A 13750-nucleotide genomic window follows, 5' to 3' on the forward strand; every position below is an offset into this window, starting at 1 on the left:
TGTATGGTATGAAATAGTGGGCAGGAATGACTGCCCTACAAATAATATAACGATAGAATAACGACATTCAGACAAGAGGAAAAGAAAATGAACAACATTCAAGGTAAAGTCGTGATTATTACAGGTGCATCATCAGGCATTGGTGAAGCCACCGCATACAAATTAGCCGAAAACGGTGCAAAATTGGTGTTAGGCGCGCGTCGTGAAGCGAAGCTGCAAGCCATTGTGGACAACATCAAGGCAAAAGGCGGCGAAGCGATTTATCGTGTCACCGACGTGGTGAAAGCGGAAGATAACGCCGCATTGGTTGATCTTGCAAAATCGATCTTTGGCAAAGTGGATGCGATTTTCTTAAACGCGGGCTTAATGCCGAACTCGCCACTTTCTGCCCTGGAAACCAACAATTGGAATGCCATGGTGGACGTGAACATAAAAGGTGTGTTAAACGGTATCGCGGCGGTATTACCAACCTTCGAAGCACAAAAATCAGGGCATATCTTGGCGGTGTCTTCCGTGGCGGGTTTGAAAGTATACCCGGGCGCAACGGTTTACTGCGGCACCAAATGGGCGGTGAAAGCGATTATGGAAGGTTTGCGTATGGAATCCGCGCAAGCAGGCACCAACGTTCGCACGGCAACTATTTATCCTGCGGCGGTGCAATCCGAATTGGTGGATCACATCACCAACGAAGATACTTCAAAGGGTTACCGTGAGCTTTACGACACCTTTGAAATCCCTGCCGAACGCGTGGCAAATGTAGTGGCATTTGCACTTTCACAACCGGAAGATACCAATATCAGTGAGTTTACCTTAGGGCCGACCACGCAGCCTTGGTAATCGCTTAAAATATCGAAAAAATTAACCGCACTTTAGTAACCTTCATAATGGAGACTCAAAGTGCGGTTTGTTTTTGGAGAGTTTTAACATCTCTTTAACTCGCGCCGCACTTTTATTTTGGAATCTCCGGCATCATTTTCGCCACAGCCTGTACAGAACCTAAGGCTTTTGCTTGTTGGTAAAAGGCAACTTTGTATTCCAATAAATTCAAATAACGTTTCAATTCCGAAATTTGTTGCTTCACGTTTTGGGTTTGATTTTCAAAGAGGGCGAGACGTTCTTCAATGGTGCCATCGCCAATAGTCGTACATTCAGCAAAGCGTTTTATATCTCTTAAACTCATGCCTGTGTTTTTTAAACATTGCAGCAGGCTAAGCCATTGTAAATCGTTGTCGGTGAAGCGGCGATTACCGTGTTCATCTCGCCCAACATTAGGCAATAAGCCTTCTTTATCGTAAAAGCGTAATGTATGGGCTGAAATGCCCATTTTTTGGGCGGTTTGTGCGGTGGTGTAGCTCATTTTTTCTCCTTTAAGGCTAAAAATGTGAAAAAAGTGCTTGCCTTAGAGTAAGCTCTAAGGTGTAAACTGCCCGCCATCTTGATGAATCAAGCGGATTGCGTCAAGTTTATTTTATGAATTATTTATGAAGGAATTACGATGGAAATTAAAAGTATTAAATCTCGTGCCGCAGTGGCGTTTGCGCCAAATCAACCGTTACAAATTGTAGAAATTGACGTAGAAATGCCGCGCAAAGGCGAAGTATTAATTCGCAACACGAACACGGGTGTTTGCCATACGGACGCGTTCACCCTCTCAGGGCAAGATCCTGAAGGCGTATTCCCTGTGGTGCTCGGCCACGAAGGCGCGGGCGTGGTGGTGGCTGTGGGGGAAGGTGTGACCAGCGTGAAAGAAGGCGATCACGTGATTCCACTTTACACCGCAGAATGTGGCGAATGCGAATTTTGCCGTTCAGGAAAAACCAATTTATGTGTGGCGGTTCGCGATACCCAAGGCAGGGGCTTAATGCCCGATGGCACCATGCGTTTTTCTTACCAAGGTCAGCCAATTTATCACTACATGGGCTGCTCAACTTTCAGTGAATATTCGGTGGTGGCCGAAGTGTCTTTAGCCAAAATCAACCCGGAAGCCAACCACGAACACGTTTGTTTGCTCGGTTGTGGCGTGACCACAGGGATCGGCGCGGTGCACAACACGGCGAAGGTGCAAGAAGGCGATTCAGTTGCGGTATTCGGTTTAGGCGCGATTGGTTTGGCGGTGGTGCAAGGCGCTCGTCAAGCGAAAGCAGGTCGCATTATTGCCATTGACACCAACCCCGCTAAATTTGAATTGGCAAAACAATTCGGCGCGACCGATTGTTTGAACCCGAACGATTACGATAAACCGATTAAAGATGTGTTGTTAGACATCAACAAATGGGGTATCGACCATACCTTTGAATGTATCGGCAACGTGAACGTGATGCGCCAAGCGCTTGAAAGCGCACACCGCGGTTGGGGTCAGTCCATCATTATCGGCGTAGCAGGTGCGGGGCAGGAAATTTCAACCCGTCCATTCCAATTAGTGACAGGTCGTGTATGGAAAGGCTCGGCATTTGGTGGCGTGAAAGGCCGTACTCAGTTGCCAAAAATGGTGGATGATTCCATGAAAGGCGACATTGATTTAAAACCGTTCGTCACGCACACCATGACGCTGGATCAAATCAACGAAGCGTTCGATCTTATGCACGAAGGCAAATCCATCCGCACCGTGATTCATTACTAAGCAGCGCGAAACCAAGAAGAGCGAAACATTATGAAAAAAATTGAACAACACCAAAGTTTTGGTGGCGAGCAGCAAGTTTGGACGCATTTCGCCCAAAGTTTGCAATGTGATATGAAGGTGGCGGTGTTTTTGCCGCCTAATCCCGAAAATCGACCGCTTGGCGTGATTTATTGGCTTTCCGGTTTAACCTGCACCGAGCAAAATTTCATCACCAAATCAGGCTTTCAGCGTTATGCTGCAGAGCATCAAGTGATTGTGGTCGCACCTGATACCAGCCCGCGTGGCGAAGAAGTGCCGGACGATGCGGCGTATGATTTAGGACAAGGCGCGGGATTTTACCTCAATGCGACCCAATCGCCTTGGAACACGCATTATCGTATGTATGATTACATTTTAAACGAACTGCCAAGCCTGATTGAGCAACACTTCGCAACCAATGGCAAACGCGCCATTATGGGACATTCCATGGGCGGACATGGGGCATTAGTGCTGGCGTTACGCAATCCTGATCGTTATCAAAGCGTATCGGCGTTTTCCCCGATTCTTGCGCCGAGCCTCGTACCTTGGGGAGAAAAAGCTTTTTCGGCATATTTAGGCGAAGATCGTAAAAAATGGCAGCAATATGATGCCAACTCACTCATCAAACAAGGTTTTAAACTTAAAGAGATACGGATTGATCAGGGGCTAGACGACGAGTTTTTAGCAACACAATTACGCACCGAAGAGTTTATTGAAACCTGCCGTAAGGCCAACCAACCTGTGGACGTACGTTTCCACAAAGGCTACGACCATAGCTATTATTTCATCGCCAGTTTTATTGGGGAACATATTGTCTATCATGCGCAATGTTTAGCTGATTAATCAGTTCTAGCGAGGCTAAATTTTCCATCAAAGTGCACTGAAATGAAGCGTCCATATGCCTTGTTATTTAAATTTAAGGAATTTTAATGAGTCTATTCATGAAAATCATCAAATGACTCATGATTTTCAGCGCAGCGGGCCGGGTATTTTTAAACTATCACCCTGTTTGGTAGCAAACCTGATGCCGCAAGCTTTGCTAAAATGTAGGCTTTAAAACACGTTGACGGCACTAAATTTAACAATCCGGAAGTAATTCCTGTGCGTACTGCCACAGAAGAAGAGCCTGCCTCATTGTTCGGTTGGGCATGGAAAATGATCAACCCACCCGCGGGCAAAGATCCAAGTGAACCTTTACCCACGGCGCAGCTCGACAATAGCCAATGGCAAAACGATTCCGTGGCGTGGGCATTCCACCACCCTACTTAAAACTGGCGATGTAGCGATTACCTTTGTGCCGACCCGTTTAAGTGGTAGAACGCTTGGCGCAGACAACTCCACCCTTTGGGGCGGTCATTCTAAAAAACGTTTTTTAAAATGACCGCACTTTTTTGCTTTTTATGATGGCTGAAAGGAAGATTAACGTCTGAACATTCCGCCTAACCCGCCAAGTCCACCGCCCATTAAACCTTGCATGCCGCGCATCATTTTCGCCATGCCGCCTTTGCGCATTTTCTTCATCATGCGTTGCATTTCGTCGAATTGTTTGAGCAATTTGTTGACATCTTGCACCTGCGTGCCGGAGCCGAGGGCAATACGACGACGACGGGAGCCTTTGATAATGTCGGGATTGGCGCGTTCTTTTAAGGTCATGGAATTGATGATGGCTTCCAGCTTATTGAACATTTTGTCATCCACTTGATTTTTTACATGATCCGGCAGGTTTTTGGCACCCGGTAATTTTTCCAGCATGGACATCATGCCGCCCATTTTCTTCATTTCGCGTAACTGTTCGCGGAAATCTTCCAAGGTAAAATCGTCGCCTTTCTTGAATTTTTGCGCCATTTTTTCCGCTTTTTCGCGGTCAACGGAACGTTCTAAATCTTCAATTAAGGAAAGCACGTCCCCCATGCCGAGAATGCGTGATGCCACGCGATCGGGATGGAAAGGCTCCAATGCATCGGTTTTTTCGCCCACGCCAAGGAATTTAATCGGTTTGCCGGTAATTTGACGAATGGATAACGCCGCCCCGCCGCGCGCATCGCCATCCACTTTGGTGAGAATCACGCCGGTCAGCGGGAGCGCTTCATTAAAGGCTTTTGCCGTATTCGCCGCATCCTGACCGGTCATGGCATCCACGGTGAACAGGGTTTCGACAGGGTTTAACACCACATGAACCTGTTTGATTTCGTCCATCATTTCGCCGTCAACGTGCAAGCGACCCGCCGTATCCACGATCAGCACATCGTAGAATTTCAGTTTGGCCTCCGCCAATGCCGCTTTGGCAATATCCACCGGATTTTGTTTAACATCGGACGGGAAGAAATCGGCATTGACCGCTTGAGCAAGGGTTTCCAATTGCTTGATTGCCGCCGGGCGATACACGTCGGCAGAGACCACCAGCACTTTTTTCTTGTGGCGTTCGCGCAGGAATTTCGCCAGTTTCCCCACGCTGGTGGTTTTCCCCGCCCCTTGCAAACCCGCCATTAAAATCACCGCCGGCGGTTGCGTGGCTAAATTCAGGCTTTCGTTGGCTTCGCCCATCGCCGCTTCCAGTTCGGCTTGTACGATTTTGACGAACTCCTGCCCCGGCGTGAGGCTTTTGTTGACTTCAACGCCGATGGCGCGTTCTTTCACTTTATTAATAAAATCACGCACCACCGGAAGCGCCACATCGGCCTCCAGCAACGCCATGCGTACTTCGCGTAAGGTGTCTTTAATATTATCTTCGGTTAAACGCCCGCGTCCGCTAATGTTGCGCAGGGTTTTGGAAAGACGATCGGATAAATTTTCAAACATAATATTGCCTGTGGTTAAATCGGAAAGAGGTTATCGGTAAAATGCCGTTCATTATACTGAAATTCGGCGCGTTTTCACCCTTGAAATAAAGTGATGGCGATTTTAACCCGATATAGCTAGAATAAAACGCCAACGAAACATGGGATAATATTTATGTGGATTGCTGTTTTATCAATTATTTTTTATTTAATCAGCGTGTTGTTTATCACGCCGATGTTATTAACCTCGCAGGTCAATGGCGGGCAAACCCAACCTAAAAAAACACCGTTTTTTCTGACCGCACTTTTTGCCATTATTTGCCATGTTTTCACCACGTTGCCGTTGCTTAATGATTTAGCAAACGGGCAAACTTTCACCCTGATGGAAATGGCGTCATTGATGAGCGTGATTATCGCCTCGTTAGCCACACTTGCCATGTTGCGGGTAAACAGCATGTGGTTTGTGTTGCCTATCGTGTATTGTTTTTCCATGGTTAATCTGGTTTACGCCACCTTTATTCCAAGCCATATTATTCAACTGTTGAATCAAAACGGTTCCATGTTATTTCATATCGGCTTGTCTATTTTTGCTTATGCGGTGTGTTGTATTGCCACGCTATACGCCATTCAACTGGGCTGGATTGACCGTCGCTTAAAAGCCAAAAAAATGCACTTTTCGCCGATGGTGCCGCCATTGATGACGGTGGAACGCCATTTTTTTCGTTTACTGGTGAGCGGTGAAATATTGCTGACGCTGACCTTGATTTCCGGTTCCTACCATTTGATGCACGCCATGACACCTGACAACCTGCAAGGGGGATTTTCATTACTTGGCTGGATCGTGTTCGGCATTGCGATTCTGGGGCATAAGAAATACCGCTGGCGTGGGAAAAAGATGATTATTTATGCAATTTCGGGTATGATTTTGCTCACGATTGCTTACTTCGGTAGCCGATTGATTGTGTAAAATCAAAGGATGAGAGAAAAGTGCGGTGAGTTTTTCCCGCATTTTTTATTTTCAATTAATGCAAGGATTTCCCATTGGACAGTATTCCCCTTAGTACGTTATTTATCATTTTAATTGTGTGTTTGGTGCTTTCCGCCTATTTTTCCGGTTCCGAAACCGGGCTGCTTTCTCTAAACAAATACCGCCTGCGCTTCTTATCCGAGCAAGGAAATAAAGGCGCGCAAAAAGCGGAAAAACTGTTGACCAAACCGGATAACCTATTAAGTTTTATCCTTATTTTCAATAATCTTGTTAATGTCTGTGCTTCCGCCATCGCCACCGTGATCGGAATACGTTTATACGGCGATGCAGGCGTGGCGATTGCCACCGGGCTACTGACCTTTGTCATGCTGATTTTCTCCGAAATTTTTCCGAAAACTGTGGCGGCAATGCACCCGGAAAAAGTGGGCTTGACCACCAGCCATTTATTAACCCCGCTGATCAAAATCTTTTCTCCGTTAGCTTGGGTCATGAACCTATTCACCAAAACCTTAATGCGTTTGGTGGGCTTAAAACCGGCGCTGAAAAAACAGGTTATCAGCCGTGAAGAATTACGCAGTATCGTAAGCGAAGCGGGCGAAGCCACGCCGGACGAGCAACATCCGCAAATGCTGCTGTCTATTTTGGATATGGATACCGTCACCGTGGACGACATTATGGTACCGCGCAATGAAATCGGCAGTATTGATATTGATGATGATTGGAAGGCGATTATGCGCCAGCTCAACCATGCGGCGCACAACCGCGTGGTGTTATACAAAGGCAGCATGGACGAAAATATACTCGGTATATTGCGGGTGCGCGAAGCCTTCCGTTTATTATTGGAAAAAAATGAGTTCACCAAAGAAACGCTGATCCGTGCCGCCGACGAAGTGTATTTTATTCCAGAAGGGACGCCGTTAAAAGCGCAATTGGCGAATTTCCGCCAACGTAAAGAACGTATCGGTTTAGTGGTGGACGAATATGGTGATATTAAAGGCTTGGTGACACTGGAAGACATTTTGGAAGAAATCGTGGGCGAATTTACCACTTCCAACACACCGACCATTGATGAAGAGGTTACCCAACAATCGGACGGTTCCATTATTATTGATGGTTCTGCTAATTTACGCGACTTAAATAAAATGTTCCACTGGAATTTGGATACGGATGAGGCTCGCACATTTAACGGTTTGATTTTAGAGCATTTGGAAGAAATTCCACACGAAGGTACAATCTGTGAACTTAATGGCTTGCAGGTTACCGTGTTGGAAGTGAGTGAGAATATGATTAAGCGGGCGAGGGTCATTAAATTATAATAATTTGTGTTTACGTAATCTGAAACGATGAAGTATTCTTATCGCTTTTTGTTTTAAAAATAAGCACAGATTTTTACAATAAATGAGATTGATTATCAGTTGTGGAAGGGGTATGATCTGCCCCCTCTCTCTACTATTTAAGCAGATCACATTTAAAAAGGAAAAGCAAATGCCACAAATTTTTGAATTCTTACAAAATTATAGTGACTACATTATTATCGGTTTATTACTGTTTATGAGCGTATTAATGCTCGCCATGGTCATCGAACGTTTCTTCTTTTTATCCCGTGTTAAAGTGAGTCAATATTCCACCATTTATGCACTTGAAATTGATTTAAACCGTAACCTCACTATAGTTTCTACTGTGGGAGCAAATGCACCCTATGTAGGTCTCTTAGGCACCGTTATCGGGATTTTGCTGACCTTCTACCAAATCGGTCAATCCGGTGGTGAAGTAGATGCCGGTGAAATCATGCTGCACTTATCCTTGGCCTTAAAAGCCACTGCACTAGGTATTCTGGTGGCGATTCCTTCCATGATTTTCTATAATGCCTTGGGACGCAAAGTCGAAGTGAACCGTTTGAAGTGGAAAGTACTAAATTCTCAACAACATAAAAAAGAAGAACAGGATAAGGAATAACCTGTGAAAAAGTTTGATGAAATCAACATTATCCCGTTCATTGATATTATGTTGGTGCTACTTGCGATTGTGCTGATTACGGCATCTTTCATTTCCCAGGGGAAAATCCAAGTGAATGTACCGAAAGCCAGTTCTTCCGTCGCATTCAAATCCAATGAGTTGGCAAAATTGTTAACGGTAACGGCAAAAGGTGAATTATATTTCAACGATAAACCTACCAATCTTGAAAGCTTAGAGAGTGAAATCGCCGGTTGGGATAAAAAGCAAAAAGTGACGCTAAAAATTGATTCCGAGGCATCTTTCCAGGATTTCGTTTCCGTCACCGATTTACTGGCAAAAAATGAAATTAAAGATGTAGCGATCGTGGCAACCAAAGACAATGGCGCCGCCAAACCGAAACCTGCCGATGAACAATCCGCCAAACCTGCAGAGCAGCCGGCCGGCAACTAGGAGAATGTTATGCAAACAGCAAAGCGTTCACTCTTAAGTTTGCTTTTGTCTCTACTGATTCATGCTGTGATTGTTTATTTGTTGTTCTGGAGTCACGTGAAAAAATCAGATTTCAGTGCTAATAGCGTTGCCGGGGAATTGTCCACCAGCATCTCCATGGAAATGCTGATGGCGCAAGTAGAAGCTGAGCCGCCATCGGTGGAAGAAAAAGCGCCGGAACCTGAAAAGCAGGAAGCGGTAGATGATCCGACGGTAAAACCGGAACCGCCGAAAGTTGAAAAACCGAAAGAGCCGGAAAAACCAAAAGAGAAGCCGAAAGAAAAGCCAAAGGAAAAACCGAAAGAAAAGCCAAAGGAAAAACCGAAAGAGAAGCCGAAGCAAAAACCGAAAACCGATGTGCCTGTGGGTGACAAAACGGTGGATTCCAATGCCTCGGTGAATTCTAAAGCCACATCAACCGGTCCGGTGACAACCAATAATCCGAATTTAGCAGGCAGTGGCGCCAGCAGCGATGAAAGAAATGCCTATTTATCGGCAATTCGACGTGAAATTGAGAAACATAAACGCTATCCAACACGTGCCAAAATGATGCGTAAGCAAGGCATTGTAACCGTTTCTTTCTCCATCGGCGCAGATGGTTCCATTAGCGGGGCGAGCATCGTAAAAAGTTCCGGAGCGGAAGATTTGGATAATGCGGCGTTAAGTGCGGTAAACAGCGCCCGCTCTATAGGTCCGCGCCCGGCAGGGATCTCATCTTCAATCAGCGTACCGATTAGTTTCAAAATCAACTAAGCGTCGGCTTCAATAAAAAAGTGCGGTTACTTTTTCAGGTGAATTCGGTATTATGTAGCAGTTGCACAAAGATTTAGCTTATTAAAAATTCTAAAACCCCTATTAAAATTACATTTGATAGGGGTTTTTATTATGATACAAAAGTTATTGAAGTACGAGCTGATTGAGCAATTACTGCTGTTAAAGGCAAAGCAAGAAATACTTGCAATATAGGTCAATATGTTAACACAGGAAATCAATGAACTCATATCATTCATGCCTGAACCTCCATCGTTGATAACTGCCCTTGCATTGCAAAGGTTTTACAAGAGCATAATGACTAGTTGCCTTATTTTGAAATTGCAGAACATGATTAGCCTTGCGTAGTCATCCACAACTTGTTGAGGTTCATGATAACTATTACCGGGCAATCAAGCGAGTTTTATTGCGATTAGAGAAAAAGGACTATGAACGTGAAAGGTTTTATCGGCTTGAGGTTGCTACTTTAATGAGTAATGAGTTTCCATTTGGCATCTTTCGGGCGAATTTCATGGTGTTTTATGTAGAAAAAAAGATTAATGCTTCGCGCACGGAATCTTTATGCTCTTTGGTGGCTGTGATGTCTTGGTTATCGTGTTTAACAGTAAGCTCAGAGATTTCTCACAAGGTGAAAGTGCGATAAAAGCATTGATGTAGAATACTTAATAGCATTTTATGGAGCTTATCTTTGAAGCATTGCAGGTACGGCAGATGAACAGCTCAGTATTAAAACCATACTTGCTATTCTTGCATAATCTTAATGGTCTCATTTAAGGTTGCCACCTTGCCTTTAAAAATCGCCAATTGGCGTAAAATTTGTTTACGTTCAAGTTTTAAACTATTTAACTTTTGCTGAATTTGATTGGTGTAGATTTTTTTGTGTGCTACTAGTGTAATACTATCTCTTGGGGAATGTGTTTACGTTGCCAGGGAATGCGCCATTCATTTTGTTGATTAGTTGTATTCAGGCATTTATTCAATGCATTAACTACCAACCGCCAGGTTGTCAGCGATTATCTTCACGCAACAAACGCCGCCACTTTTATCTCACAGGCTTCAAGCGGCGAAATTAAACAAGAGAAACCGAAAAAAACAAGCACTAATTTATCTACGGTAAGATTTACAGAAGCTCAATATAGATTGATTGATAAACTTTTAGAAGTTACTAATCTTAATAAAAAGGCTGCATTATTTAATATTGTGGCTGAATTTATGCGAACTGATTTTAACTATCTTGATTATGTTGATTTTGTTACAAGTTCAAATGTACAAAAATCAGGGCGTACTTACGCTATACAAAAAAATCGCACTTATGAATTTTTCTATGAACTTTACGAAGATTATCGGGTAAATTGGATCAATGTTCGTGTTAGAAGTGTGATTATTCTTGCCTTGTTGCATTATGCAAAATGTAAGTTAAATTTGAATTTGGACGGCTATGACAATAAAAGTTTATGAGGGGCAATATAAGCAAGCTGCTGTTGCATCTATGGGGTAGGCGACTTGTGGAGATTGAAAAAACGGCGACAGGCACGGCTAAAAAGTGGTAAAATTTGATAGCTATGAGTGCTATTATTCAAATTCGGCGGTTGCATTGCGAGACGCTCTGCTATTTTGTTCAATCAATAATTTTTGATATAAAGAGAGAAAAGTATGATTACTAATGAAGAAAAATTAAGTAGACAAAAATCAGTTCAATTTGCTATTGATAATAATCGTCTTGAGGGATTGGATACTGATAGCGATATTTTAGAACTTTCTCAAGATTGGGTAAACGGTGAAATTAGTTATAAAGAATTTCAGGAGAGAGTTTATGAAATATACGGGATCTGATCCATATATTTATGAAGATGGAGTTTTAATAAATAAAAAAGGAATTAAAGATGAAGCTGAATTAAATAGGATAGAAAGAGCTTCTTCTTATATGAAAGCTCTTGATTTAAATCAAAATCCAATTAACGGTAAATTTGATTTAAAGCACCTTCAAGCTATCCATAAAAAATTATTCGAAGATACTTATCCCTTTGCTGGAAAAATAAGAGATGGATATTTACAAAAAGGTGAACAAGATTTCACTATGGGCTATCGTATTATTCCGCAATCTGAAAGACTGTTTAAGGAACTCAAAAATGAGCAATTTTTGAAGAAAACAGAGTCTGATAAAATTGTGGGTAGATTAGCTTACTATATGGGGGAAATTAACGCTATACACCCTTTTAGAGAGGGGAACGGAAGAACACAACGAATCTTTATAGCTCAATTAGCAAAAGAGGCTGGCTACGAATTAAGTTTTGATAAAACAACTCAAGAAGAAATGACAAGTGCTTCAATTCAAGCTCATAGATGTGATTATAAAGGGCTTGAGAATATTATCGAAAAAGGGCTAACTCCTCTATCTCTAAATTTAGAAAAATCTGAAAAATTAGGACAAAAGTCTTATGATGTTTTAGTAAATGGAGTAAGAGCCGATGATCTGCTAAAGAAAGATAGCCAACTTTCAAAGGCTCTTGATGGGCTTGCTGCTCATCAAGATATGCAACAAAAAGGCATAACCGCAGAAGCCTTGAAATCTGGAGCTATCCAGCCTAAACAGCTAGATAATGAATTAAAAGTCAATCGCCCTGAAGCAAGAGCAATTAACGCCGTAGGTTCTAAAATTAAACCTAAATCTCAGGAACAACAAGCTCAAAAATCTAAAGGTTTTTCCCTATAAATAATAGTCCAAAGAGTAAAAAAACGAACGTAGTCCGTCTTTACTCTTTGAGAATTCAGCAACAACCGCAGGAAAGCGGTAGTTATTTTGCTCGTTTTTTATTTTTTTCTATAAATAATATGTAGAAGATTTATAAAAGGCTTGTGAAAGACTTTTAAAAAAATTCTTTATGGTGTATAACATACCTACTATTTATAATAGGTATATCCGTTTTTAAAGAGGCAAATTATGATTTCTGAAGCTGAAAAAGAAGTTAGACGTGAAGCAGTTGAATATGCAAAATCTAGCGTAGGATTAGAGGGGGTGACTTTACCTAAAGGATTGTTAGAAATTGCCGATAAATATATTCAAGGTTTATTAACAAGAGAAGAATTTACAAAAGAATATATTACAGCAGTAAGAGCAGGTGTGTAATATGATGAAGGGTTATTCTGAAGAAGAGATAAAGGATAAGTTGTCATTTATTCGTTTATCAGAATTGAGAGAAAATCCTGTAAAAGGGAAATTTGATTTAGAACATCTGAAAAGATTAAATGGTTATATTTTTCAGGATAGCCATGATGTAGCTGGTAAATTTAGACCTGAAGTTGAAATAGGTAGTAATGAGTTGTGGCATAAGGCACTCTATTATCGGGGCTTTGGGAATATAACCGTTTTTATAACTCCATGGATAGTAGAAGTATTAAAGAGGCTGAAGATACTTTAAATGCGATCAATATAAACCGATTAAAAACTTTTAATAAAGATGAATTTGCTAAAGAAGTTGCAGATATTTATAAAAAGCTAGATTACATTCACCCATTACCTAATGGGAATAGTCGAACATTACGAGAATTTACTCGAATTCTTTCGGAAGAAGTTGGGTTTAAATTAGATTGGTCTAAAGCAACTAGAACAGAAATATATTTAGCAAGAGATTTTGAAGTAAATTCAGTTAGTCTGTTGAAAAATGCAGATCCAGTCCAAAGAATTGCGTTACAAGATGAAATAAATGCGATTCTTTACCATAAAGAATATAAATCCCTAGAGGAAATTATAAGTGATTCACTATCTGAATTAAATGTTGAGCAATCTAAAGTCTATAAAGTAGATTTTTCGTTCAATGGAGAGCTATCCGAAAAATTAGGTCAAAAATCCTATGATGTTCTGGTAAACGGTGTAAAGGCTAATGAAATTATCAAGCAAGATAGCCAGATCTCAAAGGCTCTTGATGGGTTTGCTGATCATAAAGATATACAGCAAAAAGGCATAACCGCAGAAGCCTTGAAATCTGGAGCTATCAAGCCTAAACAGCTAGATAATGAATTAAAAGTCAATCGCCCTGAAGCAAGAGCAATTAACGCCGTAGGTTCTAAAATTAAACCTAAATCTCAGGAACAACAAGCTCAAAAATCTAAAGGTTTTTCCCTATAAATAAA

At 42.1% G+C, this 13750-nt stretch carries 17 protein-coding genes; 15 read left to right on the forward strand and 2 right to left on the reverse strand.

What is annotated here, in order from left to right:
- Positions 1-87 precede the first annotated feature (87 nt).
- Positions 88-837 (forward strand): SDR family oxidoreductase, encoded by a 750-nt coding sequence (locus DK423_RS04895; RefSeq protein ID WP_005555379.1) that lies wholly within the window; start codon positions 88-90, stop codon positions 835-837.
- 112 nt (positions 838-949) lie between these two features.
- Here DK423_RS04895 and DK423_RS04900 read toward each other — a convergent pair whose 3' ends face one another.
- The gene (locus DK423_RS04900) at positions 950-1357 is read right to left on the reverse strand and encodes a MerR family transcriptional regulator (protein WP_005555378.1); all 408 of its coding nucleotides are present in this window, start codon (positions 1355-1357) and stop codon (positions 950-952) included.
- Between the two features lie 138 nt (positions 1358-1495).
- Here DK423_RS04900 and DK423_RS04905 point away from each other — a divergent pair, with 138 nt between their 5' ends.
- The 3 genes from DK423_RS04905 to DK423_RS11020 all read left to right on the forward strand — a co-directional run bounded on the left by DK423_RS04905 (position 1496) and on the right by DK423_RS11020 (position 3907).
- The gene (locus DK423_RS04905) at positions 1496-2620 is read left to right on the forward strand and encodes an S-(hydroxymethyl)glutathione dehydrogenase/class III alcohol dehydrogenase (protein ID WP_061886074.1); all 1125 of its coding nucleotides are present in this window, start codon (positions 1496-1498) and stop codon (positions 2618-2620) included.
- Between the two features lie 30 nt (positions 2621-2650).
- Entirely contained in the window at positions 2651-3481 is an 831-nt protein-coding gene (gene fghA, locus DK423_RS04910) for an S-formylglutathione hydrolase (protein ID WP_061886073.1), read from the forward strand.
- Positions 3482-3739: 258 nt separating this feature from the next.
- On the forward strand, positions 3740-3907 hold the full coding sequence (locus DK423_RS11020; RefSeq protein ID WP_155719834.1) for a hypothetical protein: 168 nt from the start codon (positions 3740-3742) through the stop codon (positions 3905-3907).
- Positions 3908-4057: 150 nt separating this feature from the next.
- Here the strand turns inward: DK423_RS11020 and ffh are convergent, their stop codons facing one another.
- Positions 4058-5437, reverse strand: coding sequence for a signal recognition particle protein (gene ffh, locus DK423_RS04920; protein ID WP_005555373.1), 1380 nt, complete (start codon positions 5435-5437; stop codon positions 4058-4060).
- Between the two features lie 153 nt (positions 5438-5590).
- On the opposite strand from ffh, the gene DK423_RS04925 reads away from it, so the two are divergent.
- From DK423_RS04925 to DK423_RS04975, 11 genes are all read left to right on the forward strand, one after another.
- Positions 5591-6382, forward strand: a complete 792-nt coding sequence (locus tag DK423_RS04925) for a cytochrome C assembly family protein (RefSeq protein WP_005555372.1) — start codon at positions 5591-5593, stop codon at positions 6380-6382.
- 74 nt (positions 6383-6456) lie between these two features.
- The gene (locus tag DK423_RS04930) at positions 6457-7719 is read left to right on the forward strand and encodes an HlyC/CorC family transporter (RefSeq protein ID WP_109043891.1); all 1263 of its coding nucleotides are present in this window, start codon (positions 6457-6459) and stop codon (positions 7717-7719) included.
- A 169-nt stretch (positions 7720-7888) separates the two neighbouring features.
- The gene (exbB, locus tag DK423_RS04935; RefSeq protein ID WP_005555370.1) at positions 7889-8359 is read left to right on the forward strand and encodes a TonB-system energizer ExbB; all 471 of its coding nucleotides are present in this window, start codon (positions 7889-7891) and stop codon (positions 8357-8359) included.
- A 3-nt stretch (positions 8360-8362) separates the two neighbouring features.
- Entirely contained in the window at positions 8363-8809 is a 447-nt protein-coding gene (gene exbD, locus DK423_RS04940; RefSeq protein WP_005555369.1) for a TonB system transport protein ExbD, read from the forward strand.
- A 9-nt stretch (positions 8810-8818) separates the two neighbouring features.
- The gene (locus tag DK423_RS04945; protein WP_109043892.1) at positions 8819-9601 is read left to right on the forward strand and encodes an energy transducer TonB; all 783 of its coding nucleotides are present in this window, start codon (positions 8819-8821) and stop codon (positions 9599-9601) included.
- A gap of 1158 nt (positions 9602-10759) precedes the next feature.
- Positions 10760-11077 carry a hypothetical protein gene (locus DK423_RS04955; RefSeq protein WP_231093172.1) on the forward strand — a complete coding sequence of 106 codons (318 nt, stop codon included), beginning with the start codon at positions 10760-10762 and terminating at the stop codon, positions 11075-11077.
- A gap of 195 nt (positions 11078-11272) precedes the next feature.
- Positions 11273-11452: an antitoxin VbhA family protein gene (locus tag DK423_RS04960; protein ID WP_005555361.1), complete on the forward strand. Its 180-nt coding sequence runs from the start codon at positions 11273-11275 to the stop codon at positions 11450-11452.
- Entirely contained in the window at positions 11433-12332 is a 900-nt protein-coding gene (locus tag DK423_RS04965) for a Fic/DOC family protein (RefSeq protein ID WP_005555359.1), read from the forward strand. Before DK423_RS04960 ends, DK423_RS04965 begins: the two co-directional genes overlap by 20 nt.
- A 228-nt stretch (positions 12333-12560) precedes the next feature.
- Positions 12561-12746, forward strand: coding sequence for an antitoxin VbhA family protein (locus DK423_RS04970; RefSeq protein WP_005555357.1), 186 nt, complete (start codon positions 12561-12563; stop codon positions 12744-12746).
- 1 nt (position 12747) lies between these two features.
- Entirely contained in the window at positions 12748-13038 is a 291-nt protein-coding gene (locus tag DK423_RS11290; RefSeq protein ID WP_050542427.1) for a hypothetical protein, read from the forward strand.
- Positions 12999-13745 (forward strand): Fic family protein, encoded by a 747-nt coding sequence (locus DK423_RS04975; protein WP_005555354.1) that lies wholly within the window; start codon positions 12999-13001, stop codon positions 13743-13745. The genes DK423_RS11290 and DK423_RS04975 overlap by 40 nt, the downstream gene beginning before the upstream one ends.
- Positions 13746-13750 lie beyond the last annotated feature (5 nt).

The sequence above is a fragment of the Aggregatibacter actinomycetemcomitans genome (assembly GCF_003130205.1).
Classification (GTDB): Bacteria; Pseudomonadota; Gammaproteobacteria; order Enterobacterales; family Pasteurellaceae; genus Aggregatibacter; species Aggregatibacter actinomycetemcomitans_A.

Coding starts and splice junctions, on each gene's coding strand:
- DK423_RS04895 (WP_005555379.1), top strand. CDS start 88: ATGAACAACATTCAAGGTAAAGTCGTGATTATTACAGGTGCATCATCA.
- DK423_RS04900 (WP_005555378.1), bottom strand. CDS start 1,357: ATGAGCTACACCACCGCACAAACCGCCCAAAAAATGGGCATTTCAGCC.
- DK423_RS04905 (WP_061886074.1), top strand. CDS start 1,496: ATGGAAATTAAAAGTATTAAATCTCGTGCCGCAGTGGCGTTTGCGCCA.
- fghA (WP_061886073.1), top strand. CDS start 2,651: ATGAAAAAAATTGAACAACACCAAAGTTTTGGTGGCGAGCAGCAAGTT.
- ffh (WP_005555373.1), bottom strand. CDS start 5,437: ATGTTTGAAAATTTATCCGATCGTCTTTCCAAAACCCTGCGCAACATT.
- DK423_RS04925 (WP_005555372.1), top strand. CDS start 5,591: ATGTGGATTGCTGTTTTATCAATTATTTTTTATTTAATCAGCGTGTTG.
- exbB (WP_005555370.1), top strand. CDS start 7,889: ATGCCACAAATTTTTGAATTCTTACAAAATTATAGTGACTACATTATT.
- DK423_RS04945 (WP_109043892.1), top strand. CDS start 8,819: ATGCAAACAGCAAAGCGTTCACTCTTAAGTTTGCTTTTGTCTCTACTG.
- DK423_RS04960 (WP_005555361.1), top strand. CDS start 11,273: ATGATTACTAATGAAGAAAAATTAAGTAGACAAAAATCAGTTCAATTT.
- DK423_RS04965 (WP_005555359.1), top strand. CDS start 11,433: ATGAAATATACGGGATCTGATCCATATATTTATGAAGATGGAGTTTTA.
- DK423_RS04970 (WP_005555357.1), top strand. CDS start 12,561: ATGATTTCTGAAGCTGAAAAAGAAGTTAGACGTGAAGCAGTTGAATAT.
- DK423_RS11290 (WP_050542427.1), top strand. CDS start 12,748: ATGATGAAGGGTTATTCTGAAGAAGAGATAAAGGATAAGTTGTCATTT.
- DK423_RS04975 (WP_005555354.1), top strand. CDS start 12,999: ATGGATAGTAGAAGTATTAAAGAGGCTGAAGATACTTTAAATGCGATC.